Origin of the sequence: Sphingorhabdus lacus, assembly GCF_009768975.1 — a bacterium.
Classification (GTDB): Bacteria; Pseudomonadota; Alphaproteobacteria; order Sphingomonadales; family Sphingomonadaceae; genus Sphingorhabdus_B; species Sphingorhabdus_B lacus.
The window spans coordinates 1,064,961-1,091,000 of record NZ_CP035733.1 but is presented as its reverse complement, the minus strand read 5'-3'; the positions used below and the strand labels follow the sequence as shown (position 1 = coordinate 1,091,000).

The following is a 26,040-nucleotide window of genomic DNA, read 5'->3' as shown; positions in this document are numbered from 1 at the left end:
TTTACCGCAACTTGGGGCTTACATGCTCCAGAAGCGCAAGGAAATCGGGCAGGCGAACCACGCGCTCGAACTGGAATCCGGCACGGTTTTCTACGGTCCAGATGACCAGAGCCTCCAACCGGCCAACGACAGGCAAGCGCAATTCCACGCGGTCGCCACGTTCGAACACCGTGTTGTCGTCGATCATGAACCCATGGGCGGACACGTTGACGATGTGGATCGTCTGGTCACCATGAAACTTGCTTTCCGCGATAACCTTGTGGTTCGCACGATGGCGAGCCGCGCGGCGGAGATCCATGTCGTTATTCGGTGCGGGTTGCGCCATTCAGTGCGGCCTTTGTTTTATTTTCGATAGCCGCAACATGACATGAAGTTACAAATAAATGGTAAAATAGTTGGGGCTGCACGTTTACCCTGCGGCCTTAGCTAAAGCGCAAAATTCCGTGCTTTTTCTTCCCCGCCGACAGCTTTACATCATCCGAAGTTACCGAAATTAAAGCATTTTCGTCAGCAACTGCCTCCCCATTGATGCGTGCGCCGCCGCCTTCGATCAGACGCCGGGCCTCTTTCTTCGACGCAACAAAATTAAGTCCAATTAGGGCATCAATTATCGATACAGCGCCAGAGGCTTCGAAAATCGGCAGATTGTCGCCCGTCGCGCCCTCTTCAAAAGTCTTGCGCGCGGTTTCCTCGGCGAGCGCCGAGGCCTCTGCACCCCGGCACATTTCGGTCGCCGCATTGGCGAGCGCAATCTTGGCCGCGTTGATTTCGGAGCCCTGCAAAGCCTCAAGCCGTGCGATTTCGTCGAGCGGCACATCGGTAAACAACCGCAGAAAACGGCCCACATCGCGGTCATCCGTGTTGCGCCAGAACTGCCAGTAATCATAGGCAGGCAACTGGTCCTCATGCAGCCAGACAGCGCCCGACATCGTCTTGCCCATCTTGCCACCGTCTGCCGTGGTGATCAGCGGGGTTGTGACGCCATATACTTCGGTGCCGTCCATGCGGCGGGCAAGCTCAATGCCGTTGACGATATTGCCCCATTGATCGGACCCGCCCATTTGCAGGCGGCACGCGGCACGGCGTGACAATTCCATGAAGTCATAGGCCTGCAAAATCATATAGTTGAATTCTAGGAAGGAGAGCGATTGTTCGCGGTCGAGGCGCAGTTTGACCGAATCAAAGCTGAGCATCCGGTTGATCGAGAAATGCTGCCCGACTTCACGCAGGAAAGGGATATACTCCAAAGCATCGAGCCATTCGCTGTTATCCAGCATGATCGCATCGGACGGCCCGTCACCAAAGGTGAGGAAGCGTTCGAAAATCCGCCTGATCGAGGCGCAGTTTTCCTGAATGACCTCGTTGGTCAGCAATTTGCGCGCTTCATCCTTGAAGCTGGGGTCGCCAATCTTGCCGGTGCCACCGCCCATCAGGACGATCGGCTTGTGCCCTGTCTGTTGTAGACGGCGCAGCAGCATGATCTGCACAAGGCTGCCGACATGAAGCGATGGCGCAGTCGGATCGAAGCCGATATAGCCCGGGACAACTTCTTTCGTCGCCAAGGCATCAAGCCCGGCGGCATCGGTTGCCTGGTGAATGTAGCCACGCTCATCAAGCAGGCGGAGGAGGTCGGATTTGTAAGCAGTCATAACGCGGCAGCGCCTAGCATGGAGTTTCGAGATTGGCCAATATTTCGATAGAGGAAATCGCGCTCACCTGCCATCCCGCAACCCCGCCCTTCATGGTCGACACAATTCTGGTGTCGGTTACCCGTGCAGAGGGCGGTGCGCTGTGGCTGCGCTACCATGTCGATTGCGATCTGAATGCGCTGGAAATTCCCCGCACATTGCCACCCATGCGAACAGATGAATTGTGGAAAACGACCTGTTTTGAACTGTTCGTCAGGCGCGACGATGACGAGGCGTATCTCGAGTATAATTTCGCCCCCTCGACCCAATGGGCCGCATACAGCTTTGCCGGTTATCGGGCAGGGATGACCGAACTCATGACCTATCGCCCGGAAATTAACGGGGATGCCAGTGAAACCCATTTCGCGCTGGAGGTCGAAATCTCATTGCCCGACCAATGGCGCGATGCGGCTTTGTGGATCGGACTGACTGCGGTCATTGCGGAAAGCGGGGACACGAAATCCTATTGGGCCTTGGCGCACCCCGAAGGAAAGCCTGATTTTCATCATAGGGATTGCTTTGCGCTTTATCTGGAGGCACCAAGCGCGGCATGAAATTTGGAATAGATCGCCTGCTCACCGAGCCTTCGCTGCGTGCACCGTTAAAGGGTAAGCGCGTTGCGCTTCTCGCCCATCCCGCCTCGGTCACATCGGACCTGACACATAGCTTCGATGCGCTTGCGGCGTTGGACGATATCAACATCACCGCGGCGTTCGGGCCGCAACATGGACTGCGTGGCGACAAGCAGGACAATATGATGGAATCGCCTGATTTCACCGATCCTGTCCACGGTGTGCCGGTGTTCAGTCTCTATGGCGAAGTGCGTCGTCCTACCGGACAATCGATGGGGACATTTGATGTCATCCTGATCGACATGCAGGATCTGGGCTGCCGCATCTATACCTTCATTACGACGCTGCTCTACATGCTGGAGGCCGCCGCCGAACATGGAAAGTCGGTCTGGGTGCTCGACCGCCCCAATCCGGCGGGACGGCCGGTTGAAGGTCTGACATTGTTGCCCGGTTGGGAAAGTTTTGTGGGCGCGGGGCCAATTCCCATGCGTCACGGCCTGACCCTGGGCGAACTGGGGCAGTGGTTCATTGACCATTATAAGATCGATGTGGATTACCATGTTGTTGCGATGGAAGGGTATCAACCCGATGCCGCGCCGGGCTATGGCTGGCCAGCAGACCGTTTGTGGATCAACCCCAGCCCCAATGCGCCCAACATCAACATGGCGCGTGCCTATGCAGGGACGGTGATGCTGGAGGGCACCACATTGTCAGAGGGACGCGGCACCACGCGGCCCTTGGAAATTTTCGGTGCACCCGACATCGACGCCCGCGCGGTCATCGCCGAAATGCGCCGCTTTGCCCCCCAATGGCTCACAGGCTGCACGTTGCGCGAAATATGGTTTGAACCGACTTTCCACAAACATGTCCACAGCCTCTGCCACGGCGTGCATATTCATGCCGAAGGCGCGGCCTATGACCATCAGGCGTTCCGTCCATGGCGCGTGCAGGCACTGGCGTTCAAGGCGATCCGGAGCCTGTATCCCGACTATGATCTGTGGCGTGATTTTCCTTATGAATATGAATTCGGGAAACTGGCGATTGATGTGATCAATGGCGGTCCCGGCCTGCGCGAGTGGGTGGATCGGGATGGGTCGACAGCGGATGAGTTGGATGCGGTGACCGGGCCGGATGAGGAGGCTTGGGTTACCGACCGACGCCCCTATCTCTTATACTGACCGGCGGTTCCTTGGTCTTAAGTCATTGGCCCGTGGGGTCTATCTCCGCATCGGTTGTCGTTCCCAATAGGTCAATGATCTCCATAGCCACTCCATCGGACCGAAGCGGAAAAAGCGAAGCCAAATCGGGCTCCAAATGAGCTCGATAGCCCAGATTGCAGCTACCACATAAAATAGTTCATGGCGTTCCAACCTGTTGAATAGACCAAAGCCAAATCCGTAAAATAGCATGGTGCAGATGAGTGTCTGTGCAATGTAGTTTGTCAGCGCCATTTGGCCGGTCGCGGCAAGGACGCGCTGCAAAGGCTTCAACCATCCGCCCTTAATGATGCTCAAAAACAGTCCAAGATGTCCGATGACCATAGCGAGCCTGCTAATTTCATAGGTAATGGCCGCTTCGCTATACCCCAGAACGGTGAAACCGCTATGCTGGAAGATATGTAATTCCATATAGTTGAGCGGTAAGCCTACCACATAGCCTACGACCATCATGCTGAAATAATATGCCCGGCTTTTGTACGCGCCCAGTATTCCAAGACCCAGAAAGGCCATGCCAATCATCATGAATGACATCATGTCGAACACAAGCCACCAAGGTAAATGGGTCCACTGGAACTCATAAGCTATGGGGAACTGATCCTTCACCGCTTCGAAATATCCTTCGCGGTGAATTTTCAAAATGGACTCGAGATCTTCCATCTTTGGAGAAAATTCACTCTGAGCTTCTTCCCATTCTGTAACGGACGCCTGTTGTTCCTCCGTCAATTTTACTCCGGCGGTTTTCGCTTCAGATGCCTTTTCGGCGGCAGTGCTGGTTTCGACCATGTCGCGATGTTCAACGGCAGAAATCGCAACGCTTGTGAGCAACAAGGCGCCTGCGATCATCAGAAGATGCTTTGGCGCCATTTTCCGAAAAGCGAAGAGAAGGAGTCCGCCGATCGAATAGGCAAATAATATCTCGCCGATCCATAGCAGTAGCGCCCAGTGTATTATTCCGAAAAGAAGCATCCAGAGCATCCGGCGGAAATGGATGTCGGCTGTTTTCAGCCCAGCGCCGGACTTTTCCATCCGGTCGGTCAGCAGGACAATGCTGGCGCCGAACAGCAGCGAAAATATTCCGCGCATTGTGCCTTCAAAAAACAGGGTCGGAATGACCCATGCCCAGTAATTGGGTGGGTCCATACCGCCGGCGACGGTGGGATTGTCATATGCCCAGGGCAAGCCAAAGCCGATGATGTTCATCAGCAATATTCCGAGAACGGCAATTCCCCGCAAGATATCGAGCGACCCGATCCGTTCGGTTTGGACCAGTGGCGATAATGCCTCACTTCTGGCTTCTTCGATGACCATGGCATCCCCCTTACCGTTGGTTCGCACAAGAGAGCGATACTGGTCCGCCTTCCTGATGAAGTGGGCAAAGGCTAAAGGCTATCGGGATTAATGCAAATTATTTTACAACTGCACACATGGTCGACACTGTTGTTGCGAAATGGATCGCTCAATGCCCATGCTTCCGGCTCAATTCCCGCATGGCATCGTCCAGACCCTCCAGCGTCAGGGGATACATCCGGTCGTTCATCACTTCCTTGATGATCTTCGTCGACTGTGAATAGCCCCATTGCTTTTCCGGCACCGGGTTCAGCCATACGGTCGCCGGGTAGGTATTGCTGATCCGGTGCAGCCAGACCGCGCCCGACTCTTCGTTGAAATGTTCGACGGAACCGCCCGGATGGGTGATTTCATAGGGGCTCATCGACGCGTCGCCGACGATGACGACTTTATAGTCGTGCGGGAATTTGTGCAGGACTTCCCAGGTGGGCGTGCGTTCACTAAAGCGGCGCTTATTGTCTTTCCACAGGCCCTCATAGGGGCAGTTGTGGAAATAGAAAAATTCGAGATTTTTAAACTCGCTTGTCGCCGCGCTGAACAGTTCTTCACATAATTTGATGAAGGGGTCCATGGACCCGCCCACGTCAAGAAGCAGCAACAGCTTAATGGCATTGCGCCTTTCGGGCCGCATCTGGATATCGAGCCATCCTTTGCGCGCCGTGCCGTTGATGGTGCCATCAATATCCAGCTCTTCGGCCGCCCCGTCGCGGGCAAAGCGGCGAAGGCGGCGCATGGCGATCTTGATATTGCGGGTGCCCAGTTCGCGGGTGTTGTCGAGATTCTGGAACTCGCGCTTTTCCCACACTTTGACAGCGCGTTTATGCTTCGATTCTCCGCCGATGCGGACGCCTTCGGGATTGTAACCGGAATTGCCATAGGGCGAAGTTCCGCCGGTACCGATCCATTTACTCCCACCCTGATGACGCTTTTGCTGCTCTTCGAGCCGCTTTTTCAGCGTATCCATCAACTCGTCCCAGCTGCCCAGCTTGTTGATTTCCGCCATCTCTTCGGGGGTCAGATATTTTTCGGCAATTGCCTTCAGCCATTCGGACGGGATGTCGATCGGTTCTTGGCCATATTCGGTGAAAATGCCTTTGAAGACTTTACCAAACACCTGGTCAAACCGATCCAGCAGCGCCTCGTCCTTTACCAGGGTGGCGCGAGCGAGATAGTAGAATTCTTCCGGATTCTGGGCGATTACGTCGGCTTCTAGCGCCTCGAGCAGGGCCAGATGTTCTTTAAGCGATGCGGAAATCCCTGCAGTTCGCAACTCGTCCATGAAAGAAAAAAACACCGGCTCTATCCTCGCAAAACTCTATCTTGGGCTTGTGCCGATTTGGATGCTTCACGTCAACTAAAGAGGGTTAACGAAGCGCTAACCAAAACAGGTTACACGGCTTTGCAACTGTGATGAGGGTCGCCTGCATGAAGATGGAAAAGATCGACGTTCCCGAAAATGCGTGGATACGGGAAACGGCAAAAATCTGTGGCGATGTGACGGTAGGATGTGCCGGTGCCGCAGGCGTTTTGGAGCAGGCGCTCGATTCTGCCGACTGGCTGAAAACCCGGCATTCGGAGCTGACCGAACTGACGCTGCGTCTGGATTCGGATATAGCCGAAGTCACGCAGGCCACGTCTGAAGCAAGTGCTTTGTCCGAAGCCGCGGTGACCCGTCTAATGGGCGGGAACGATACCATCAAAATGTCGATTGCGAGCTTTTCGGCGCTGATCGGACTGATCGAAAATCTGGGAGCGCATATCACGGGCTTTGCCGCGGCAATGGAGCAGGTGAAGCGGGTGTCGCAATCTATCGATACCATTGCGCGCACAACGAATATGCTGGCGCTGAATGCCGCCATCGAGGCCGAGAAGGCCGGAGATGCCGGGCAGACATTTTCGGTGGTTGCCGCAGAGGTCAAAAAGCTGGCGCTGGATTCGCGCGCCGCAGCCGTGGAAATTACCGGGACAGTCAATTCGCTGTCGAACGAGGCAGCAAAATTTGTTGGCCAGATCGAGGATGGCATCGCGACCAGCAGCGAAGCGCAGCAGCAGTTTTCCAGCCTTCAGGACCTGATTCACGGGGTTAGCGACATCATCGGCCAAATGGGCGACCGGAGCCGCGAAATCGCTTCGAACACCGCCGATGTGCACCAGAGTTTGATTGAATCACAACGTGTCCGCGACGCGGTGGCCGAAGCCAATGGCGCGATGTTCAGCGCCGTGGGCAAAGCGCATCACCAGCTTGTCGAACTGGAAGCGCTGGCGAATGGAATGTTTGATTCCATCGTCCACAGCGGACTGTCGCTCGACGATCTGAAATATGTCGAGCTTGCCACCGAACAGGCGCGCAAGGTCGAGTCGTTGACCGAAAATGCAATCGGGCAGGGTACGCTCTCCATGGATGCGCTGTTCGACGCGGACCTCCAGCTTATCGAGGGCAGCAACCCGCCCCGTTACCGCACCCGTCTGACAGATTGGGCGGAGCGTAACTGGCAGCCGGTTCTGGAATCGGTAAAGGCAATGGACCCGGAAGCGATCATGTCGGTGGTGTGCAGCAGCAACAAAGGCTTCCTCCCCATTCACCTCAAGGAATTTTCGCGGGAGCCCACGGGCGAAATTGCCCATGACACCAAATATTGCCGCAACGGCCGCGTCCTGTTCGAAGGATGCGACATCACGGCCAAGGCGAGCGAAAAGGACTTCACCATGGCGGTGTACCGGCATGAAGGCGATGGCAAGACGTACAAGATCGTCCGCAACGTCTATGTTCCGCTGCGCATCAATGGCCGCCGCTGGGGCGACCTTGAAATAGCCTATGTGATTTAGGGCTTAGCTGCCCTGACGTCGTGCCATGAAGGCAAGGCGTTCGAACAGCATCACGTCCTGTTCGTTCTTCAGCAGCGCACCGTGCAACGGCGGGATCGCCTTGGTCGGGTCGCGCGATTGCAGAACGTCGAGCGGCATATCTTCGTGCAGGAGCAGCTTGAGCCAGTCGAGCAGTTCTGACGTCGACGGCTTTTTCTTCAGGCCCGGCACATCGCGGACTTCGTAGAAGATATCCATCGCCTTGGAGACCAGGATTTTCTGGATGTCGGGGAAGTGGACGTCGATGATGGACTGCATCGTGTCGCGGTCCGGGAATTTGATATAGTGGAAGAAACAGCGGCGCAGAAATGCGTCGGGCAATTCTTTTTCATTGTTCGAGGTGATGATGACGATGGGCCGTTCGACCGCCTTGATCGTCTCCTGCGTTTCGTAAACGAAGAACTCCATCCGGTCGAGTTCCTGCAACAGATCGTTCGGGAATTCGATGTCAGCCTTGTCGATTTCGTCGATCAGCAGCACGGGCAGTTGCGGGCTGGTAAATGCCTCCCACAATTTGCCTTTCTTGATGTAGTTGCGGATGTCGTGCACCCGCTCGTCACCCAATTGGCTGTCGCGAAGGCGAGCCACGGCGTCATATTCATAGAGGCCCTGATGCGCCTTAGTGGTGGATTTGATGTTCCATTCGATCAGCGGCGCGCCCAGGGCGGTTGCGATTTCCTGGGCCAGCACGGTTTTACCGGTGCCCGGTTCACCCTTGACCAGCAGCGGACGGCGCAGCTTCGTCGCCGCGTTGACCGCAACCTTCAGATCATCGGTTGCCACATATTTGTCGGTGCCTTCAAAACGCATCATCAAATCCCATCACTTAATCGAACGGTTAATTCGTTAAGTGCGGATGCTGTTATATGCAAGCCACTATATCGGGCAGGGGGTTTAGCCGGCCAGCGCCTCGGCGTGACGGGCGGCGATCAGACGCCATAGGCCGCGTTGCTGCGCGAGAATTTGCTCCGCACCAAAGCGCATCGCGCGCCGGTAATTGTCGGTTGCGCCTAGTTTGTCGGCTACATCGGTGCATTCGCTGATGTCGGGCAGTGCCAGTGGAGGCACATCCATGCCGACATGCAGGGCGACTGCGGAAAGCAAGGGGCGGCTGCGGTGCCAATCGATAACGAAGGCCAGAGCCGCGCCTGCAGGGCAGCCTTTGCGGTCGGATGTTGCCAGCATCTCAAAATTGCGCGCCTGTCCGGTGATAAGCGCGGCGACCTTGTTTTCACCATTGTGGCGGCGCTCTGGCCCTGCGGCCACGGTCAGCGCATTCATGAAGCTGCGCTCCACTGCAAATCCGTCAATGGCCTTGATCAGCCATTTGCGCGCGGCATCGTCGACAATCTTGTGGGCCGCATGGTCCACAATGCCCGGGTGCCGTCCGTGCGAGATATTGATGAAATGCGCGATATCGGCAACCAAAGCGCCGCGCGCATATTTGAACGGTGAGCGCAAATCGGGCCGGGTCGACCCTTCGCTGATAAAGCTGGCGAGCGGTTCGATAATGGACACACTGCCGTCCGCCAGAACGGCGTCGGTAAATAGTGATCCAAAATCACGTACTGTGTCCGGCCGCGCCAGATTGTCCATTGCCCACTCCGCATGACGATCAAGCGGCCTTTTCACAGCGCTTGATTGAGGAGGGGTAGCAAAAAGTCCTAAATGACATGTTTACGAGGATAAAAGTTTCTGTTGAACCATTTATCCGGAGCGATGCCATGGCGGGGCGGAGTCCCAAAATGGGACCGGATTGTCCCGTTTTTGCTTAAAACCTAGCTATTTCTGGGTACTACCTTTGCTTAAATGACTTGGTGCGCTGCCTCGCTAAGGTGATGTGGCGAATTTCTGTATTTTTGCAGGGCAAGAGCCGGAACAGAGTAAATGAGTGCACACGGCAAAACGACCGCGTCGGCGCCATCCTATCGCCCCGATATTGACGGGTTGCGGGCGATTGCCGTGCTGGCGGTCCTGTTCTTCCATGCCGATCTGGGCTTTGTCCCCGGTGGTTATGCCGGCGTCGATATCTTCTTTGTCATTTCCGGCTATCTGATTACCCGGTTAATCGTCGGCGAAATTGACGAAGACAATTTCTCGCTGATGCGCTTTTACGAGCGGCGGATCAGGCGGCTGTTTCCGGCGCTGTTCCTCGTTCTCTTCGTTTCGCTGGTCGCCGGCGCGCTGATCCTGTTGCCGCAGGACTTTACCTATATGTCGCGCAATACCTTTGGCGCGGCGGCTTTTGTATCGAACATCGCCTATTGGACGCAGACAGGCTATTTCGAAGGCGATGCCAAGGTACGCGTTCTGCTGCACACATGGTCGCTCGCTGTCGAAGAGCAGGTGTACATCATTTATCCGATCATCCTGATGGTCATCCTCAGGAAATGGGCGTTGCACATCAAAAGCATATTGCTGTGCCTCGCAGGACTGTCCTTTGCCGCTTGCGTCTGGATGACCGGTATCGACCAGTCGACGGCCTTTTACCTGATGCCATTCCGCGCGTGGGAGTTTCTGATTGGTGCGCTGCTGGCTGTAGGCCTGTTCAAGGCACCAGAGAGCAGGCAGATGGCAACCTTCGCGGGCTTTGCGGGGCTGGCGTTGCTGATCGCCACCTTTGCCATTTTCGATGATCTAACCGTTTTTCCCGGGGCCGCAGCGTTGATCCCCTGTCTGGGCACCGCATTGCTGATCTGGGCTGGCAAGGACGTGCTGACCGGACGGATGCTTTCCATCGCGCCCATGCAGTTCGTCGGTAAAATCTCCTACTCCGTCTATCTGTGGCACTGGCCGCTCTTTGTATTCGTCAATTATGTCAACATCGGGAAGTTGACCCTGCTCGAGAACGCCGGATTGACTGGCATCTCGATCGGTCTAGGCTATCTGTCCTGGCGCTTTGTCGAGCTGCCGTTCCGGCGGCCCTATGATGAGACACCGCAACGTTCGGTGTTCGCGTTGGGCGGTGCGTCGATTTTCGTCGTGTCCTGCGTCTCGGCCGCTATCTACTTTAGCGGAGGTTTACCGGACAGGTTCAAGGACCGGACCGTGGAACTGGCCTCTTACGGACAGTCGATGAACCCGGAATCGGATATGTGCGGGAAAGTCGACTTGCAACTGGAACCCAATTCCCGGTGCACCATTGGCGATCCGACGGATGCTTCGGTCTTTCTGTGGGGCGATTCCCATGCAGGGGCGCTTTTCGGTGCGCTTGATCAGGTCGCCAAAGATACAGGTTCAGGCATCATTTACGGCGCGTCCCCGCAATGCCCGCCGCTGTTGGGGGCAGGAACAAGTCCGGGATGTGTTGAGGGCAACCGCAAAAGGCTGGACTATGTTCTCGCGAACAAAAACATCCACACCGTCATATTGGCAGCGCGTTGGTCGCTTTATTTGGAAGGGCGCTTTGTTTCGACCGGAGAGGCCGAAACCAACAATGGCGCGCCGAAGCTTATCGGCCCGGATGGCGAACCCTATCCGCTGTTCAGCGATGCCGCGCGCCATCATTTCCGCGACGGCATCCGCAATCTGGTGCAAATCCTAATAGCGAACGGCAAGCATGTCGTTCTGGTCTATCCGGTGCCGGAAACCGGATATGACATTCCGAAAACCCTTGCGATACTCAGCTCTCGTGGTGAAGACCCCGCCAATTTCACCGTGTCGCGTGATCTCTATGTAGAGCGGCAATGGCGGGCGACCAAGATTTTGGAAGATCTCGGCCATCACAGGCTGCTGACCCGTATCTATCCGGCACGGATATTCTGTCCCACCTCGCGCTGCATGACCTTTGCCCATGGATCGCCGCTCTATTTTGATAGCCATCATCTCAGCGTTCCGGGTGCACTTATGTTGAAACAGCCTATTGAAGAGGCGATCAACCGGGTGCCGCAGGCATAAAAAATGGCTGCCCTTCATCGAAGGACAGCCATTGAATAGCGTTAGCTCTGTTTTTATTGGTCGAGGAACGACCGCATCTTGCGGCTGCGGCTCGGGTGCTTGAGCTTGCGCAGCGCCTTTGCCTCGATCTGACGGATACGTTCGCGGGTAACGCTGAACTGCTGGCCGACTTCTTCCAGCGTATGGTCGGTGTTCATGCCGATCCCGAATCGCATACGCAAAACGCGTTCTTCACGCGGGGTGAGTGACGCAAGGACACGGGTCACCGTTTCCTTGAGGTTCGCCTGAATAGCAGCATCCACAGGGATGATCGCATTCTTGTCCTCGATGAAGTCACCCAGATGGCTGTCTTCCTCATCCCCGATCGGGGTTTCAAGGCTGATCGGTTCCTTGGCGATTTTCATCACCTTGCGGACCTTTTCGAGCGGCATGGAAAGACGCTCGGCCATTTCCTCCGGTGTCGGTTCACGACCCTGTTCGTGCAGGAACTGGCGGCTTGTGCGGACCAGCTTGTTGATCGTTTCGATCATATGCACCGGAATACGAATGGTCCGCGCCTGATCGGCGATCGAGCGTGTAATGGCCTGCCGGATCCACCAGGTGGCATAGGTGCTGAACTTGTAGCCGCGGCGATATTCGAACTTATCGACCGCTTTCATCAGGCCGATATTGCCTTCCTGAATGAGGTCGAGGAACTGAAGTCCGCGGTTGGTATATTTTTTGGCGATGGAAATCACGAGGCGCAGATTGGCTTCGACCATTTCCTTCTTGGCGATACGTGCCTCGCGCTCACCCTTTTGCACCATGTTCACGATGCGGCGGAATTCGCCAAGGCTCATGCCGGTATTCGCCGCAATATCGGCGATTTCGGCACGGATGCGCTCTACGCCATCGGCTTCGTTGGTTGCAAAGGCATTCCATTTCTTGTCGATATTGGCGACGTCGGTCAGCCAGTTTTCGTCAAGCTCATGGCCCATATAGCTGTCGAGAAACGCCTTGCGCGGTACCTTATGCCGTTCGGCCAAGCGCAGCATCTGGCCGCCAAGGGCGGTCAAACGACGGTTGAACGAATAAAGCTGGTCGACAAGATATTCGATCTTGTTCGCGTGAAACTGGACCGATTCTACCTCGGCGGTCAATTCTTCGCGTAATTTGTGATATTTATTTTCCGAAGCTGTGGAAAAGTCTTCACCGGCATTCAGCGCGCGCATACGGTCGAGCTGAATATTGGAAAATTTCTTGAACAGCGATGCGATCTTGGCAAAACGCTCCAAAGCCGCAGGCTTCAGGGCTTCTTCCATCTGTGCGAGACTGAGGGTGTTGTCCTCTTCTTCTTCCTCGACAGGACGCGCGCGGCGCTCGGTCATATCGTCATCGTCATCATCCGACGATTCCGGTTCATCCTCGACTTCTTCTTCTTCCTTGTAGGAAGGACCAGCGGTCTTCTCGCTGATTTCGCCATCGCCTTCTTCCTCACCATCTTCGGTCAGGCTTTCGGGCGCTGGTTCCTTGGACAACATGGCGTCCAGATCGAGAATTTCGCGCAACTGCATATTGCCGTCGTTCAGCGCGTTGGACCAGTCGATGATGGCGTGGAACGTGATCGGGCTTTCGCACAGGCCGAGGATCATGGTGTCGCGGCCGGATTCGATGCGCTTTGCAATCGCGATTTCGCCTTCGCGGCTCAGCAGCTCGACGGCGCCCATTTCGCGCAGGTACATGCGCACAGGGTCATCGGTGCGTTCGCCCGTGCCGGTCTTCTTGGTCGTGTTGGTCAGCGAGCGGGGATCATTCTCGGAAATATTGTCGATGGTTTCGACTTCTTCCTCAGGCTCATCGCCATCTTCGCCAGCTTCGTCATTTTCGACAATCTGTACGCCCATGTCGTTGATCGCAGACATGACATCTTCGATCTGCTCCGAAGACATCTGGTCCTGCGGCAGGGCAGCATTCAGTTCGTCATAGGTCAGGAAACCCCGGCGCTTCGCCTTGGCGAGCAGCTTTTTGACGGTCGCATCATTGAGGTCGATCAGCGGTGCATCACCGTTTTCGGACATATCTTCTTCATTTTCGTTTGCGCGACTTGCCAAAATAATTCCCCGATAACTCTAAATTCTATAAACCGTCCGCATCGCGCCGAAAAAATGCGATGATGCGATCGTCAAATGCCTTTTTCTCGGCGCGCAATCGTTGCTGTTCCGCAAAAGTCTCGTCGGTCATCTCTGAACTTGCCCGCAATGTGGCGCGTTCCAGAGCTTCTTCCAGCGCAGGACGCTGCTTCATAAGCCTGATTGCTTCACCCAATTCCTTTGAAGCGTTGGACAATCCGTCGCTTCCAACCCCGACATCCCCACGGTTAAAGGCAAAGACTTTGCCGTTGCTGTGGAGAAGCGATATAGCGACATTATACAACTTCTCGTCCAATATGGTAATTAACCCCTCCGTATCAAGCGATTCTTTGGCAAAACTTGCATCAAGTATCGCACCCAGCAATTTTGCGTGATTCGGGTCGGGCGGAACGAAGTCACTGAGCGCCTCCTGGTGCTGTAGAATCAGGGCCGGATTTCGCAGAAGAGCGCCCAGCACGCCTTGCACCAGAAAATCGGAATTTTTGGCGTTGAAGCTTTTGGTTTCTGCGCCCGGCGGCAGGATTTGCGGCGCGCGCCAATCGCGGGCCTTGCCTTTGCGCGGGGCGGCGCTTGGTTGAAATGGCGCACGGGGCTTGGGTGCGAACAGGCTGTCAAACCGTTCGCGGAAGGCATCGGCATAATGGCGACGAATTTCGGCATCGGCGATATTCGCCATATGCCCGCCCAACCGCTGTTTCAGGCCCGCGCGGTCTTCGGGGGTGTCCAGCGGGCCTGCGGCCACTTCGCTGCGCCAGAGGCGCTCGACAAGCGGTTCGGACGCATCCAATAGTTCGGCGAGCGCCTTTGGCCCTGATTTCTTGACGAGATCGTCCGGGTCTTGCCCCTCCGGTAAGGTCACAAATTGCAGGCTGTGGCCGGGTTTGAGCAAGGGCAACGCCCGCAAGGCGGCGCGCATGGCGGCCTTCTGCCCGGCGCTGTCGCCATCAAAGCAGAGCAGGGGCTTTTCGGTCATGCGCCACAGCATCTGGATCTGTTGCTCCGTCAGCGCGGTGCCCAGCGGCGCAACAGCGTCGGCAAACCCCGCCTGTGCGATGGCGATGACGTCCATATAGCCTTCGACAACGATCACCCGGCCTGTCTTGCGCGAGGCGGGTGAGCATTTGTCGAGATTGTAGAGTGTACGCCCCTTATCGAACAACGGCGTATCGGGGGAGTTGAGATATTTCGGCTCGCCATCCCCTAAGATCCGCCCGCCAAAGGCGATGACGCGTCCGCGCGGGTCGCGGATCGGGATCATCAGGCGGCCGCGGAACCGGTCATAAGGTTCCTTGTCGTCGACCGCGATCAGCAGGCCTGCCTCGACCAGCATGGGGACGCCGAATTTCAGCAGCGCGGATTTGAGCGCGGTGCGGCTGTCAGGCGCGAGGCCGAAGCCGAACTCCTGGATGGTCTTGGCCGAAAAGCCGCGCTTTTGCAGATAGGCCCGCGCACCTGCACCCTCGACGCCTTGCAATTGCTGGACGAACCAGTCCTGCGCTGCCGTCATGACGTCATATAAATTATTCGCTTTTTCAGCGCGTTGCGCCGCCCTTGGGTCTGCAGCCGGCACTTCCATGCCAGCTTCGGCCGCGAGTTCCTTGATCGCGTCCATGAACGACAGGCCGCGCTGGTCGGTCATCCACCTTATGGCATCGCCATGCGCGGAACAGCCGAAACAATGGTAGAAGCCCTTTTCATCGTTGATCGTGAAGCTGGGCGTCTTTTCATTATGGAACGGGCAACAGGCCTTAAACTCCCGCCCCGCACGCGTGACCTTCACCGTACGGCCGATCAACGCGGAAAGCGTGATCCGGGAACGGAGTTCATCAAGCCATTGCGGGGTTAGAGACACTTCAAGCCAGCGCCGCTTTCACCAACCCGCTGGCCTTGCTCATGTCGAGTTGAGGGCCGTGGCGTTCTTTAAGGGTTGCCATGACGCGGCCCATATCCTTGACGGTGGAGGCGCCGAGTTCGGCCTTGATCGCTTCGATGGCGGCGCTGGTTTCAGCCTCGGTCATTTGCGCGGGCAGGAATTCTTCGATCACGGTAAGTTCCGCCGCCTCGACTGCGGCAAGTTCTGCACGGCCACCTTGTTCGTAAAGGGCGATGGATTCGCGGCGTTGTTTCACCATTTTCTGCAGCACTTCGACGACAAGCGCGTCATCATCGGGCAGCTGCGACGCAGTGCGCAGTTCGATATCGCGGTCCTTTACCTTGGCAAGGATCAGGCGGACGGCGGCAAGGCGGTCTTTTTCGCCGGCCTTCATCGCGGAGATTTGGGCGGCTTTAATGGTGTCACGAATCATTTTTGTTTTCCGAATTTTTGAAGAAGAAGTGCGTTAGACGAACATCCATTTTTCGTCACCCTGAACTTCTCCGGCGACTATTCCACAACTTTCTCGTTTTCCGCATTGACGCCTCCGCCCGCCATGTCTAGGCGCGGTGCCTTAGCGACATTGCTGCAATCTTCTGACCGGAGCGACCCCAATCATGGCCGACCCCACCTCTACGCGCGCGCCCACCGGAGCGACAGGCGTATTGGTATTGGCGTCTGGCGAGGTTGTCTGGGGTAGGGGCTTTGGCGCCGAAGGACAGGCGGTGGGCGAAGTCTGCTTCAACACCGCTATGACCGGCTATCAAGAGGTCATGACCGACCCGTCCTATGCCGGGCAGATCATCAACTTCACCTTTCCCCATATCGGCAATGTCGGTGCCAACCCAGAGGATGTGGAGGCGCTGAACCCCCATGCGCTGGGCGCGATCGTGCGTCAGGATGTGACCGATCCGTCGAATTTCCGCAGCACGCAGCATTTTGATGCCTGGATGAAGGCCAATGGCCGCATCGGTATCTCCGGCGTCGACACCCGCGCGCTGACCCGCCTGATCCGCATCAATGGAGCGCCGAATGCCGTCATTGCGCATTCTTCGAGCGGCAAGTTCGACATTCCCGCTTTGCTCGCGCAGGCCAAGGCCTGGGCCGGGCTGGAAGGAATGGATCTGGCGAAAGATGTCACGGCCTTGCAGACCTATGGCTGGGACCAGGGTTTGTGGAAGCTTGGCGAGGGTTATGCAGGGCCGATGGGTGTCTCGACTTCGCTCGACACGAACGGTGAAGGTGATGGCAGTTCTATAACTCCGTTCGTGTCGAGCGAAGTCGAGACACCCCGAAGGCAAAAACCCAAGGTCGTTGCCATCGATTATGGCATCAAGCACAATATCCTGCGCAATCTGGTCGATGTCGGTTGTGACGTGACGGTGGTACCGGCGACGGCAGCCTTTGACGAGATCATGGCGCACGCGCCGGATGGCTTGTTCCTGTCCAACGGCCCTGGCGACCCTGCAGCAACCGGCGTCTATGCGGTGCCGGTCATTCAGCAATGGTTGGCCACGAAAAAGCCGCTGTTCGGCATTTGCCTCGGCCACCAGATGCTCGCCCTCGCGGTCGGCGCGACGACGGAGAAGATGCATCAGGGCCACCGCGGCGCGAACCATCCGGTCAAGCGCCTGTCCGACGGCGGGGTCGAGATTACGAGCATGAACCACGGCTTTGCTGTCGATGCGGACACGCTCCCAGCCAATGCCAAAGCGACGCATACCAGTCTGTTTGACGGGTCAAATTGCGGCTTTGAACTCGTCGATCAGCCCGCGTTCAGCGTGCAATATCACCCCGAGGCCTCTCCTGGGCCGCAGGATAGCCATTATCTGTTCGAGAAATTTGCGGGGATGATGGGTTGAGCTTCGAACGCGCCAACATCGTCTTTATTTCCAGCGCGACGCTGCTCCTCGGCGCGTGCGGGGGGGCGGGCAGTGGCAGTTCGGGGCCCAAAACGGCGATGACCGAAGCGCAATTTGCCGAGTTAAAGGCCAACTGCAAGCTGCAGACCGCGCGTTTCGGCCCCTCGACAACATCCGAAACGTCTGTCGTTGATGGCGTGACCATGACCGTAGAAGAAACAAAAGGCACCAGTGGCGTAATGATCAAGCTCAGCCAGGCAGAGGGCACATCGGCCTTTTCATGCATAACGGAAGAGTTTGAGCGCATGGGCGCCGAAGCCTATGTGAGCATGGAATAGAGAATGCCCAAAAGAACCGACATCTCCTCCATCCTGATCATCGGTGCGGGTCCGATCATTATCGGGCAGGCGTGCGAGTTTGACTATTCGGGAACGCAGGCGTGCAAGGCGCTGCGTGAAGAGGGATATCGGATTATCCTCGTCAACTCGAACCCCGCGACGATCATGACCGATCCGGACATGGCTGATGCGACTTATGTCGAACCGATTACGCCTGAAATCGTGGCGAAGATTATCGAAAAAGAGCGCCCAGACGCGGTCCTTCCGACCATGGGCGGACAGACGGCGCTGAACGTCGCGCTCGCGCTGTTCAACGACGGCACGCTGGCCAAATATGGTGTCGAGATGATCGGCGCGGATGCCGAGGCGATCGACAAGGCCGAGGACCGGATCAAATTCCGCGACGCGATGACCAAGATCGGGCTGGAATCGGCACGCTCGGGCATCGCGCATTCGATGGACGAAGCGCTTGAAGTGCTGGAACGTACCGGCTTGCCTGCGATTATCCGGCCCAGCTTCACCATGGGTGGCACGGGCGGCGGGATCGCCTATAACCGCGACGAATTTATCCAGATCGTGACCGGCGGCCTCGACGCCTCGCCCACGACAGAGGTGCTGATCGAGGAATCGCTGCTCGGCTGGAAAGAATATGAGATGGAGGTCGTGCGCGACCGCAACGACAATGCCATCATCATCTGCTCCATCGAAAATGTCGATCCGATGGGTGTGCATACCGGGGATTCGATTACCGTCGCCCCGGCGTTGACGCTGACCGACAAAGAATATCAGATCATGCGCAACGCAAGCATCGCCTGCTTGCGTGAAATCGGTGTTGAAACAGGGGGTTCGAACGTACAGTTCGCAGTGAATCCGAAGGATGGTCGCCTGATCGTGATCGAGATGAATCCGCGTGTGTCGCGGTCCTCGGCGCTCGCGTCCAAGGCCACCGGCTTCCCCATTGCCAAGGTCGCGGCAAAGCTGGCGGTTGGCTACACGCTCGACGAGATTACCAACGACATCACCGGCGCCACGCCAGCGTCGTTCGAACCGACAATCGACTATGTTGTCACCAAAATCCCGCGCTTCGCCTTTGAAAAGTTCAAGGGTGCCGAGCCGTTGCTGCACACGGCGATGAAGTCGGTGGGCGAGGTGATGGCGATTGGCCGCAACATCCACGAAAGCATGCAAAAGGCCCTGCGCGGTCTGGAAACCGGGCTTTCGGGCTTCAACTATATCGATGGGCTACGCGGCGCGTCGAAAGACGAGCTGTCCGCCGAACTGTCGCGAGCTACGCCTGACCGTCTTCTGGTTGCGGCGCAGGCATTGCGTGAGGGCATGACCGTTGCGGAAATCCACGCCATCGCAAAGTTCGATCCGTGGTTTCTGGAGCGGCTCGAAGAAATCATTGCCGAAGAAAATGCCATTAAGGCCAATGGCCTGCCCAATGGCCCCGAGGCGCTGCGCCGTCTGAAGGCGATGGGCTTTTCGGACAAGCGACTTGCTTATCTGGCGGTGGAATCGCTGAATATCCGGCCCGGCATGGAAACCGCCGTGCGCCACGGCTCCGGTATTGCGATGCAGGCGGCACGCGCCATGGCCGGCGCGGTGACCGAGGAAGAAGTCCGCGCGCTGCGCCACAAACTGGGCGTCCGTCCCGTGTTCAAGCGCATCGACACCTGCGCCGCCGAATTCGAGGCGAAGACGCCTTATATGTATTCGACCTATGAAGCGCCCAGCTTTGGCACGCCCGAATGCGAGAGCCAGCCGTCGACTCGCGAGAAGATCGTGATCTTGGGTGGCGGTCCGAACCGCATCGGGCAGGGGATCGAGTTCGACTATTGCTGCGTCCATGCCTGCTTTGCACTGGCGGATGCGGGCTATGAGACGATCATGGTCAACTGCAATCCCGAAACGGTGTCGACCGACTATGACACATCCGACCGGCTTTATTTCGAGCCGCTCACCGCTGAAGATGTGCTCGAAATCCTGCATGTCGAACAGCAAAATGGAACGCTGAAAGGCGTGATCGTGCAATTTGGCGGGCAAACCCCGCTGAATTTGGCCAAGGCGCTCGAAGCGGCCGGCATTCCGATCCTCGGCACATCGCCCGATGCGATTGATCTGGCCGAAGACCGCGAGCGTTTTGCCGCGCTCATCAACAAGCTAAAGCTGCGGCAGCCTGAAAATGGTATCGCGCGCAGCCGGGAAGAAGCCATCGCGGTGGCCGAAAAGATTGGCTATCCCGTGTTGATGCGGCCTTCCTATGTTCTCGGTGGCCGGGCCATGGAAATTGTCGATACGCAAGCGCAGCTCGAAAACTATATCCAGACCGCCGTCATCGTCTCGGGCGACTCGCCGGTCTTGATCGACAGCTATCTGCGCGATGCTATCGAAGTCGATGTTGACGCCATTTGCGACGGTGATGATGTGGTTGTGGCCGGAATCCTTCAGCATATCGAGGAAGCCGGCGTGCACAGCGGCGACAGCGCCTGCACCATCCCGCCATATAGTCTTCCCGCCGACATTATCGCGGAAATACGACGCCAGGCCGAATTGCTCGCGTTTAACCTGCACGTGCGCGGGCTGATGAATGTCCAGTTCGCGGTCAAGGAAGGCAAGGTCTATCTGATCGAGGTCAATCCACGGGCGAGCCGGACCGTGCCCTTTGTCGCCAAAGCCATCGGCGCGCCAATCGCCAAGATTGCCGCGCGGGTCATGGCTGGCGAAAAGCTCAAGGACTTGCCACCGATCAATCTCGATATCGACTATATCGCGGTCAAAGAGGCGGTTTTCCCGTTCGACCGCTTCCCGGGCGTCGATCCCGTGCTGTCGCCCGAAATGAAATCGACCGGCGAAGTCATGGGTATCGACAAGGATTTCGCGACAGCCTTTGCAAAGTCGCAGATCGGCGCGCGGATGCCGCCACCTATGGGCGGTAAACTGTTCGTGTCGGTGAAGGACAGTGACAAGCCGGTCATCGTTTCCGCTGTGAAGCAAGCCATCGAATGTGGCTTTACCGTGTGCGCAACCGGCGGCACCGCCGACTATCTGTTGGCGCAGGGAATCGAAGTCGAACGGGTGAACAAGGTCGCACAGGGCCGCCCGCATATCGTCGACAAGATCAAGGATGGCGAAATCCACCTGATTTTCAATACGACGGAAGGCTGGCAGAGTCTGAAGGACAGCGAAGAAATCCGCCGTTCCGCGCTGGTGAACAAGGTATCGCAATATACTACAGCCGCCGGAAGTGTCGCTGTGGCACAGGCGATTGCGTCGTTGCAGCAACGGCAACTTGAAGTTCGGCCACTTCAGGACTATTATTAAGGGAAGCAGTATCTCTCCCCTAAATTTGAAACTGCATATCGGATGGGTTTGACCGCTCCTCCGGTGGGGAAGTTTTTGTGACGAAGGGCAGCCAAAATGGCGAGTTTTGAAAAATATCCGATGTTGGCCGAAGGCTATGAAAAGCTGACGACCGACCTGAAGCGCCTCCGCGATGAGCGCCCTATGATTGTGGAAGCAATCGAGGAAGCGCGTGCGCATGGCGATTTGTCGGAAAATGCCGAGTATCACGCTGCCAAGGAACGTCAGGGTCAGGTTGAAGCCGCGATTTCCGAAATCGAGGACAAGATTGGCCGTGCGCAAATTATCGATCCCACGACCTTGTCGGGCGACAAGATCGTTTTTGGCGCCACCGTCACCTTGCTGGACGAAGACGATAAGCCTGTACGCTACCAGTTGGTGGGCGAAACCGAAGCCGACGCAAAGGCTGGCCGGATTTCCTATAATTCGCCATTGGGCCGTGCGTTGATCGGCCGTGTCGTCGAAGACGAAATCGAGTTGACCGTGCCGTCAGGCGACAAATATTATCTCGTGTCGAAGATCGAGTTTATCTGATTTGACCCCGACACATCAAAATCATGCCGCCTTTTCCGCCCAAGAGCAGAGCGGCCTGGTTTTGAATGAGGTTTCTGGAATGCGATACGCCGTAGTTCCATTGGGAGACCGATGATGCAGTTCCCGCGCGGTCCTGTTACCAACGCACTTGTGGTTATCAATCTGGTGATCGCGCTGCTGTTGCTCGTGCCGCATTGGTGGGAATATGCCGTTATATCCGGCGGGCTCTGGCCGATCCGGCTGAGCGGCGACAGCTCCCAATTTGAAGCCATTCGGTTCCTTGTTCCAGCATTTCTGACGCCGTTGACGGCGGCATTCCTGCATGGCGGACTGATGCACGCGATATTGAATATGGTCATGCTCCTGCTGATCGGAAAAATGGTCGAGCGTGTGCTGGGCGGCGGAATCTATATCTTCTTATATCTGATTGGCGCTTATGCTGCCGCGGGCACAGAATGGCTGGCGGCGGTGATGCAATGGCCACTATCGGCGGATATGATGGCCCCTGCCATCGGTGCTAGCGGGGCCATTTCCGCAATTATCGGCGCCTATGTTCTGCTTTTTCCCAACAAGCCTCCAACGGCGTGGGGGCCATTGCCTGCGCATATTGCACGACCAATCCACCTCACCCTTGCATGGGTTGCGCTTAATCTTGCTTTGGGATTTGTCGGACCGGGCCTGGGCATAGCTATTGCCATCTGGTCGCATATCGGCGGTTTTGTGGCTGGCCTGTTTCTGGCGCGCCCTTTGCTTTTGTGGCGTTACCGCAAAGCCTGAACTGCAAAATAGGTGGAGCGCCGCACAAGGGCAGCGCCCCGAGCAGCCTTATTCCTGAGGTTGCAGCAATTTGTGCAGATGCACGACGACATATTTCATTTCGGCGTCGTCGACCGTTTTTTGTGCTGCGGCACGCCATGCCTCTTCCGCGGATGCATAGTCCGGGAACATGCCGACGATGTCGAGCTTTTCAAGATCCGTGAATTCCAGTGTCTGCGGGTCTTTGACCCGGCCCCCGAACACCAGATGCAATTTAGCTTCGCTCAAATTCTTGCCCCTTAATCCTTTTTTTTGGCCGCTTCCGTAGCGGCCACGCCCGCCGCCTTTACCGCTTCTGCTGCTTTGCTGACAAGGTCCCTAAATTGATCACGGACCGCATCGCCGTTCAGGCCCAGACTGTCCACTTTCTCTTTACCCGCCGACTTTGCGGCCTTCGCCATTTCCTTGGCTTTTTTGTTCAGCTTCTTGCCGGTCTTGCCCATCAATTTGGTTTCGCGTTCGGTGCGGGGCAGCAAGGCGCCGACGATGGCGCCAATCGCTACGCCGCCCAGCACGATGGCAAGCGGGTTCTTATCGATGCCCTGCGACGTCTTCTCGGCAGCCTTATGCGCGTAATCGCACGATTGCTGAACACCGCGCGCGGCGGCTTCACGGCCCTTTTCATAAGCATCTGCAGCCTTTTCACGGGCGGCCGCACTTTTCTTGCTTGTCGTGGCCTTGGCCGATGCCAGACCTTCTTTCGCGCTGTGGGTCGCGGTTTTGATGCTGTCGCCGATCTTGCTCATATATCGTTCCTGTCTCAGTTGCCGTCAGGCAAGTTGCTTTTACTCTTTCGCAGCTTTGAAAGCCAATTGGAAATAGGACGGCGGGCGGCAAATATAATTGCCCCCAAGCCGACCGCCCCGATTAGCGGTGCATTTTTGCGGGCAAGTTGCGTGGCGTCTTCCGACACCTTCACCGCTTGCGTTTTTTTCCGCTGCAGAAACCGCCGGATCTGGTTGCGCGGGTGCAGAACATCCTGCGCGACCTCGACAGTTCCCCGCAGCTTGCGGCGCAAGTTGCGCCGTTCCGCATCGGATAGGATTACGGATTTCCGATCGGTCACCTCGGGATCCTTAGGTAATAGGGTCGTCATCGCGTTCAATCTCCGGGAAGTAAACCTTCCGCAGCCATTTTCGTGCCTTGAACCCGCAGATTATTCCGATGATGATGAATGCCGCCGTAACCGTTAATGTGGCCCAGCCGGGTCCAATCACGGGCGACAATGTCAGCACGAGTCCGATCACGAGCGCTATGGCCGCCCCGCTAAACGCGAAGGCCGCGATGGCGCCGAACCGGAAGGACCATCGAAGCACGTGGCGGCTGTAATCCAGCCGGGACTGATAATAATCGACCTCAGCCCGGACAAGCGCACGCAGATCGTCGAGGACCAGTGTGACCTGTTCCACGGGCGATGGTTCGGACTGGGTGTCCGTCACGTCCTTGTCTGTGTTCTGATGCTCGTCCGTCATTCCACCCGCTTAACGGCCAATGGCCGTCTATGGCAATGCCACTGTTATGGAAATCAGGCGTCTTTGCCACCTGAACGGAACAGACGGGCCAGAACAAAGCCTACCGCTGCCGCTGCGCCAATGGCAACTGCCGGGCTTTTGCGGACGAACTGCCGGGCATCTTCTGCGAGGGCATCGACATCCTTTGCGTCGAGCTTGGTTGCAAAGCCGTCGACTGCGTCGGCGGCGCCACGAGCGTAGTCGCCATATTGCTTGCCTACATTTTCATCGATCGTCGCGGCGCTGTCGCGGATGAGCTTGCCGATGCTGCCAACCGCTTCGGTGGCGCGTTCTTTGCCCTTTTCAGCGGCAGCCTTCGCGCTGTCGGTGGCTTTCGCCTTGAAATCATTCATGTCGGTTTTCACCTTTGCGGTAACATTCTCTGTCTTGCCCTTGGGCGGTGTTGCCTTGGCGACCGCCTTGGATGTTGCAGCCGGCTTTGCGGCGGTAGCGGTCTTGGCGGTGGTCTTTTTAGGGGCAGCTTTGGGCTTTGGCGCTGGTTTGGCAGCAGCTTTGGGTTTTGCGGTTTCGACCATTTCGGAACTCCTTGGGGTTAGGGGTGGGGCGTTACACAGATCAGATATTTGTATTCAAGGTGCCTTAGTCAACTATAGCACCACAAAATAGATTATAAATCTTTATCTCTGCGCAACATTGCCAAATCAAAGGCAGAACGATAGAGGCGCGCATACGTTCCCTCAGCCACCAAATGGAGCCTTTCATGACCGGAATTATCGACATTCACGCCCGCGAGATACTGGACAGCCGGGGGAACCCGACGGTGGAAGTCGATGTGCTGCTGGAAGATGGCAGCTTCGGTCGCGCGGCGGTGCCCTCGGGCGCCTCGACCGGCGCCTATGAAGCGGTGGAAAAGCGCGATGGCGACAAGGCGCGCTACATGGGCAAGGGCGTGTTGCAGGCGGTCGAATCCGTCAACGGACCCATTTCCGAAGCGCTGCTTGATCTGGATGCGGAGGATCAGGAAGATATCGACGCCGTCATGATCGACCTCGACGGCACCGATAACAAAGCAAATTTGGGCGCCAATGCCATATTGGGTGTCAGCCTTGCGGTTGCAAAGGCCGCCGCCGATGCGCGCGGATTGCCGCTGTACCGCTATGTCGGCGGCGTCAACGCGCATGTCCTGCCCGTGCCGATGATGAACATCATCAATGGCGGCGAACATGCCGACAATCCCATCGATTTCCAGGAATTCATGGTCATGCCGGTCGGCGCCGATTCCATCGCGGAAGCCGTGCGCTGGGGTTCGGAGATTTTCCATACCTTGAAAAAGGGCCTGCATGAAAAGGGTCTGGCCACGGCTGTCGGTGATGAAGGCGGTTTTGCGCCCAATCTGGCGTCGACCCGTGACGCTCTCGACTTCATCATGGCGTCGATTGAAAAGGCCGGCTTCAAGGTTGGCGACGACGTCGTCTTGGCGCTCGACTGCGCGGCGACCGAGTTCTTCAAAAATGGCAAATATGAAATTTCGGGCGAGGGGCTATCGCTCAGCCCGCATGAAATGGCCGATTATCTGGCCGCCTTGTGCAAGGACTACCCAATCCGCTCGATCGAAGATGGCATGAGCGAAGATGATTTCGAAGGCTGGAAGGCGTTGACCGACAAGATTGGCCATGAAGTCCAGTTGGTCGGTGACGATCTGTTCGTGACCAACCCGGAACGTCTGTCGATGGGTATCGGTAAGGGCCTTGCCAATTCGTTGCTGGTGAAGGTCAACCAGATCGGCACGCTGACGGAAACGCTGGCTGCTGTGTCGATGGCGCACCGTGCATCCTATACTGCGGTCATGTCGCACCGTTCGGGTGAGACGGAAGATGCGACGATTGCCGACCTCGCCGTCGCGACCAATTGCGGACAGATCAAAACCGGTAGCCTCGCGCGGTCGGACCGGTTGGCGAAGTACAACCAGCTCATCCGTATCGAGGAGGAGCTGGGCGCCGCCGCTCAATTCGCAGGGCGCAGCATATTCCGCTAATCCACATTCTTGCCTTGGCGCTGAAAATG

General features: G+C 56.9%; 24 protein-coding genes. 10 read left to right on the top strand and 14 right to left on the bottom strand.

The window, feature by feature from the left end; translation table 11 throughout:
• Window position 1 precedes the first annotated feature (1 nt).
• A complete protein-coding gene (locus tag EUU25_RS05050) occupies window positions 2-325 on the bottom strand; it encodes a PilZ domain-containing protein (protein WP_158898869.1) in 324 nt (107 codons plus the stop codon).
• 97 nt (window positions 326-422) lie between these two features.
• The gene (tyrS, locus tag EUU25_RS05045; protein ID WP_158898867.1) at window positions 423-1,649 is read right to left on the bottom strand and encodes a tyrosine--tRNA ligase; all 1,227 of its coding nucleotides are present in this window, start codon (window positions 1,647-1,649) and stop codon (window positions 423-425) included.
• Window positions 1,650-1,681: 32 nt separating this feature from the next.
• Between tyrS and EUU25_RS05040 the strand changes: the two genes are divergently transcribed.
• Together EUU25_RS05040 and EUU25_RS05035 are read left to right on the top strand one after the other, a co-directional pair.
• Window positions 1,682-2,242 (top strand): DOMON-like domain-containing protein, encoded by a 561-nt coding sequence (locus EUU25_RS05040; RefSeq protein ID WP_158898865.1) that lies wholly within the window; start codon window positions 1,682-1,684, stop codon window positions 2,240-2,242.
• Window positions 2,239-3,438, top strand: coding sequence for an exo-beta-N-acetylmuramidase NamZ family protein (locus EUU25_RS05035; protein WP_158898863.1), 1,200 nt, complete (start codon window positions 2,239-2,241; stop codon window positions 3,436-3,438). Before EUU25_RS05040 ends, EUU25_RS05035 begins: the two co-directional genes overlap by 4 nt.
• 39 nt (window positions 3,439-3,477) lie before the next feature.
• On the opposite strand, the gene EUU25_RS05030 is transcribed toward EUU25_RS05035, so the two are convergent.
• Complete coding sequence (locus tag EUU25_RS05030) at window positions 3,478-4,788, bottom strand: DUF418 domain-containing protein (RefSeq protein ID WP_158898861.1); 1,311 nt, start codon at window positions 4,786-4,788, stop codon at window positions 3,478-3,480.
• A gap of 148 nt (window positions 4,789-4,936) precedes the next feature.
• Window positions 4,937-6,121, bottom strand: coding sequence for a vWA domain-containing protein (locus EUU25_RS05025; RefSeq protein WP_158898859.1), 1,185 nt, complete (start codon window positions 6,119-6,121; stop codon window positions 4,937-4,939).
• Window positions 6,122-6,252: 131 nt separating this feature from the next.
• Here EUU25_RS05025 and EUU25_RS05020 point away from each other — a divergent pair, with 131 nt between their 5' ends.
• Complete coding sequence (locus tag EUU25_RS05020; protein WP_158898857.1) at window positions 6,253-7,653, top strand: methyl-accepting chemotaxis protein; 1,401 nt, start codon at window positions 6,253-6,255, stop codon at window positions 7,651-7,653.
• Between the two features lie 3 nt (window positions 7,654-7,656).
• Here the strand turns inward: EUU25_RS05020 and EUU25_RS05015 are convergent, their stop codons facing one another.
• On the bottom strand, window positions 7,657-8,502 hold the full coding sequence (locus EUU25_RS05015; RefSeq protein WP_143776296.1) for an AAA family ATPase: 846 nt from the start codon (window positions 8,500-8,502) through the stop codon (window positions 7,657-7,659).
• An 84-nt stretch (window positions 8,503-8,586) separates the two neighbouring features.
• Complete coding sequence (locus EUU25_RS05010; RefSeq protein WP_158898855.1) at window positions 8,587-9,288, bottom strand: DUF6975 family protein; 702 nt, start codon at window positions 9,286-9,288, stop codon at window positions 8,587-8,589.
• 291 nt (window positions 9,289-9,579) lie between these two features.
• Between EUU25_RS05010 and EUU25_RS05005 the strand changes: the two genes are divergently transcribed.
• Window positions 9,580-11,589, top strand: a complete 2,010-nt coding sequence (locus EUU25_RS05005; protein ID WP_158898853.1) for an acyltransferase family protein — start codon at window positions 9,580-9,582, stop codon at window positions 11,587-11,589.
• Window positions 11,590-11,642: 53 nt separating this feature from the next.
• Here the strand turns inward: EUU25_RS05005 and rpoD are convergent, their stop codons facing one another.
• The 3 genes from rpoD to EUU25_RS04990 are packed head-to-tail and all read right to left on the bottom strand — an operon-like array spanning window position 11,643 to window position 16,024.
• Window positions 11,643-13,646, bottom strand: coding sequence for an RNA polymerase sigma factor RpoD (rpoD, locus tag EUU25_RS05000; protein WP_246162916.1), 2,004 nt, complete (start codon window positions 13,644-13,646; stop codon window positions 11,643-11,645).
• A gap of 58 nt (window positions 13,647-13,704) precedes the next feature.
• Window positions 13,705-15,570, bottom strand: coding sequence for a DNA primase (dnaG, locus tag EUU25_RS04995; protein ID WP_158898849.1), 1,866 nt, complete (start codon window positions 15,568-15,570; stop codon window positions 13,705-13,707).
• A gap of 1 nt (window position 15,571) precedes the next feature.
• The gene (locus tag EUU25_RS04990; RefSeq protein ID WP_158898847.1) at window positions 15,572-16,024 is read right to left on the bottom strand and encodes a GatB/YqeY domain-containing protein; all 453 of its coding nucleotides are present in this window, start codon (window positions 16,022-16,024) and stop codon (window positions 15,572-15,574) included.
• A 184-nt stretch (window positions 16,025-16,208) separates the two neighbouring features.
• On the opposite strand from EUU25_RS04990, the gene carA reads away from it, so the two are divergent.
• The 5 genes from carA (at window position 16,209) to EUU25_RS04965 (ending at window position 22,465) form a co-directional block, all read left to right on the top strand.
• On the top strand, window positions 16,209-17,453 hold the full coding sequence (gene carA, locus EUU25_RS04985; RefSeq protein ID WP_158898845.1) for a glutamine-hydrolyzing carbamoyl-phosphate synthase small subunit: 1,245 nt from the start codon (window positions 16,209-16,211) through the stop codon (window positions 17,451-17,453).
• Window positions 17,450-17,791, top strand: coding sequence for a hypothetical protein (locus tag EUU25_RS04980; protein ID WP_158898843.1), 342 nt, complete (start codon window positions 17,450-17,452; stop codon window positions 17,789-17,791). Before carA ends, EUU25_RS04980 begins: the two co-directional genes overlap by 4 nt.
• A gap of 3 nt (window positions 17,792-17,794) precedes the next feature.
• Window positions 17,795-21,115, top strand: a complete 3,321-nt coding sequence (carB, locus tag EUU25_RS04975; RefSeq protein ID WP_158898841.1) for a carbamoyl-phosphate synthase large subunit — start codon at window positions 17,795-17,797, stop codon at window positions 21,113-21,115.
• Window positions 21,116-21,211: 96 nt separating this feature from the next.
• A complete protein-coding gene (greA, locus tag EUU25_RS04970) occupies window positions 21,212-21,688 on the top strand; it encodes a transcription elongation factor GreA (protein ID WP_158898839.1) in 477 nt (158 codons plus the stop codon).
• Window positions 21,689-21,799: 111 nt separating this feature from the next.
• Window positions 21,800-22,465 carry a rhomboid family intramembrane serine protease gene (locus EUU25_RS04965; RefSeq protein ID WP_246162914.1) on the top strand — a complete coding sequence of 222 codons (666 nt, stop codon included), beginning with the start codon at window positions 21,800-21,802 and terminating at the stop codon, window positions 22,463-22,465.
• Between the two features lie 48 nt (window positions 22,466-22,513).
• Here EUU25_RS04965 and EUU25_RS04960 read toward each other — a convergent pair whose 3' ends face one another.
• Genes EUU25_RS04960 through EUU25_RS04940 form a run of 5 tightly spaced genes read right to left on the bottom strand, consistent with a single transcriptional unit; the run spans window position 22,514 to window position 24,551 of the window.
• A complete protein-coding gene (locus EUU25_RS04960; protein ID WP_158898837.1) occupies window positions 22,514-22,732 on the bottom strand; it encodes a DUF4170 domain-containing protein in 219 nt (72 codons plus the stop codon).
• Window positions 22,733-22,743: 11 nt separating this feature from the next.
• Complete coding sequence (locus EUU25_RS04955; RefSeq protein ID WP_158898835.1) at window positions 22,744-23,250, bottom strand: DUF883 family protein; 507 nt, start codon at window positions 23,248-23,250, stop codon at window positions 22,744-22,746.
• A gap of 14 nt (window positions 23,251-23,264) precedes the next feature.
• Complete coding sequence (locus tag EUU25_RS04950) at window positions 23,265-23,570, bottom strand: hypothetical protein (RefSeq protein ID WP_158898833.1); 306 nt, start codon at window positions 23,568-23,570, stop codon at window positions 23,265-23,267.
• A 10-nt stretch (window positions 23,571-23,580) separates the two neighbouring features.
• Window positions 23,581-23,976, bottom strand: coding sequence for a phage holin family protein (locus EUU25_RS04945; protein ID WP_158898831.1), 396 nt, complete (start codon window positions 23,974-23,976; stop codon window positions 23,581-23,583).
• A gap of 53 nt (window positions 23,977-24,029) precedes the next feature.
• Complete coding sequence (locus tag EUU25_RS04940; protein ID WP_158898829.1) at window positions 24,030-24,551, bottom strand: hypothetical protein; 522 nt, start codon at window positions 24,549-24,551, stop codon at window positions 24,030-24,032.
• Window positions 24,552-24,736: 185 nt separating this feature from the next.
• On the opposite strand from EUU25_RS04940, the gene eno reads away from it, so the two are divergent.
• Window positions 24,737-26,011: a phosphopyruvate hydratase gene (eno, locus tag EUU25_RS04935; RefSeq protein ID WP_158898827.1), complete on the top strand. Its 1,275-nt coding sequence runs from the start codon at window positions 24,737-24,739 to the stop codon at window positions 26,009-26,011.
• The last annotated feature ends 29 nt before the right edge of the window (window positions 26,012-26,040 follow it).

What these genes read in the sequence shown, in the direction of transcription:
- EUU25_RS05035 (WP_158898863.1), top strand. Translation starts at nt 2,239, where the DNA reads ATGAAATTTGGAATAGATCGCCTGCTCACCGAGCCTTCGCTGCGTGCA.
- EUU25_RS05015 (WP_143776296.1), bottom strand. Translation starts at nt 8,502, where the DNA reads ATGCGTTTTGAAGGCACCGACAAATATGTGGCAACCGATGATCTGAAG.
- tyrS (WP_158898867.1), bottom strand. Translation starts at nt 1,649, where the DNA reads ATGACTGCTTACAAATCCGACCTCCTCCGCCTGCTTGATGAGCGTGGC.
- EUU25_RS04940 (WP_158898829.1), bottom strand. Translation starts at nt 24,551, where the DNA reads ATGGTCGAAACCGCAAAACCCAAAGCTGCTGCCAAACCAGCGCCAAAG.
- EUU25_RS05030 (WP_158898861.1), bottom strand. Translation starts at nt 4,788, where the DNA reads ATGGTCATCGAAGAAGCCAGAAGTGAGGCATTATCGCCACTGGTCCAA.
- EUU25_RS05005 (WP_158898853.1), top strand. Translation starts at nt 9,580, where the DNA reads ATGAGTGCACACGGCAAAACGACCGCGTCGGCGCCATCCTATCGCCCC.
- greA (WP_158898839.1), top strand. Translation starts at nt 21,212, where the DNA reads ATGGCGAGTTTTGAAAAATATCCGATGTTGGCCGAAGGCTATGAAAAG.
- EUU25_RS05010 (WP_158898855.1), bottom strand. Translation starts at nt 9,288, where the DNA reads ATGGACAATCTGGCGCGGCCGGACACAGTACGTGATTTTGGATCACTA.
- EUU25_RS04945 (WP_158898831.1), bottom strand. Translation starts at nt 23,976, where the DNA reads ATGACGGACGAGCATCAGAACACAGACAAGGACGTGACGGACACCCAG.
- eno (WP_158898827.1), top strand. Translation starts at nt 24,737, where the DNA reads ATGACCGGAATTATCGACATTCACGCCCGCGAGATACTGGACAGCCGG.
- EUU25_RS05020 (WP_158898857.1), top strand. Translation starts at nt 6,253, where the DNA reads ATGAAGATGGAAAAGATCGACGTTCCCGAAAATGCGTGGATACGGGAA.
- carB (WP_158898841.1), top strand. Translation starts at nt 17,795, where the DNA reads ATGCCCAAAAGAACCGACATCTCCTCCATCCTGATCATCGGTGCGGGT.
- rpoD (WP_246162916.1), bottom strand. Translation starts at nt 13,646, where the DNA reads ATGTCCGAAAACGGTGATGCACCGCTGATCGACCTCAATGATGCGACC.
- EUU25_RS04965 (WP_246162914.1), top strand. Translation starts at nt 21,800, where the DNA reads ATGATGCAGTTCCCGCGCGGTCCTGTTACCAACGCACTTGTGGTTATC.
- EUU25_RS04955 (WP_158898835.1), bottom strand. Translation starts at nt 23,250, where the DNA reads ATGAGCAAGATCGGCGACAGCATCAAAACCGCGACCCACAGCGCGAAA.
- EUU25_RS04990 (WP_158898847.1), bottom strand. Translation starts at nt 16,024, where the DNA reads ATGATTCGTGACACCATTAAAGCCGCCCAAATCTCCGCGATGAAGGCC.
- EUU25_RS05050 (WP_158898869.1), bottom strand. Translation starts at nt 325, where the DNA reads ATGGCGCAACCCGCACCGAATAACGACATGGATCTCCGCCGCGCGGCT.
- carA (WP_158898845.1), top strand. Translation starts at nt 16,209, where the DNA reads ATGGCCGACCCCACCTCTACGCGCGCGCCCACCGGAGCGACAGGCGTA.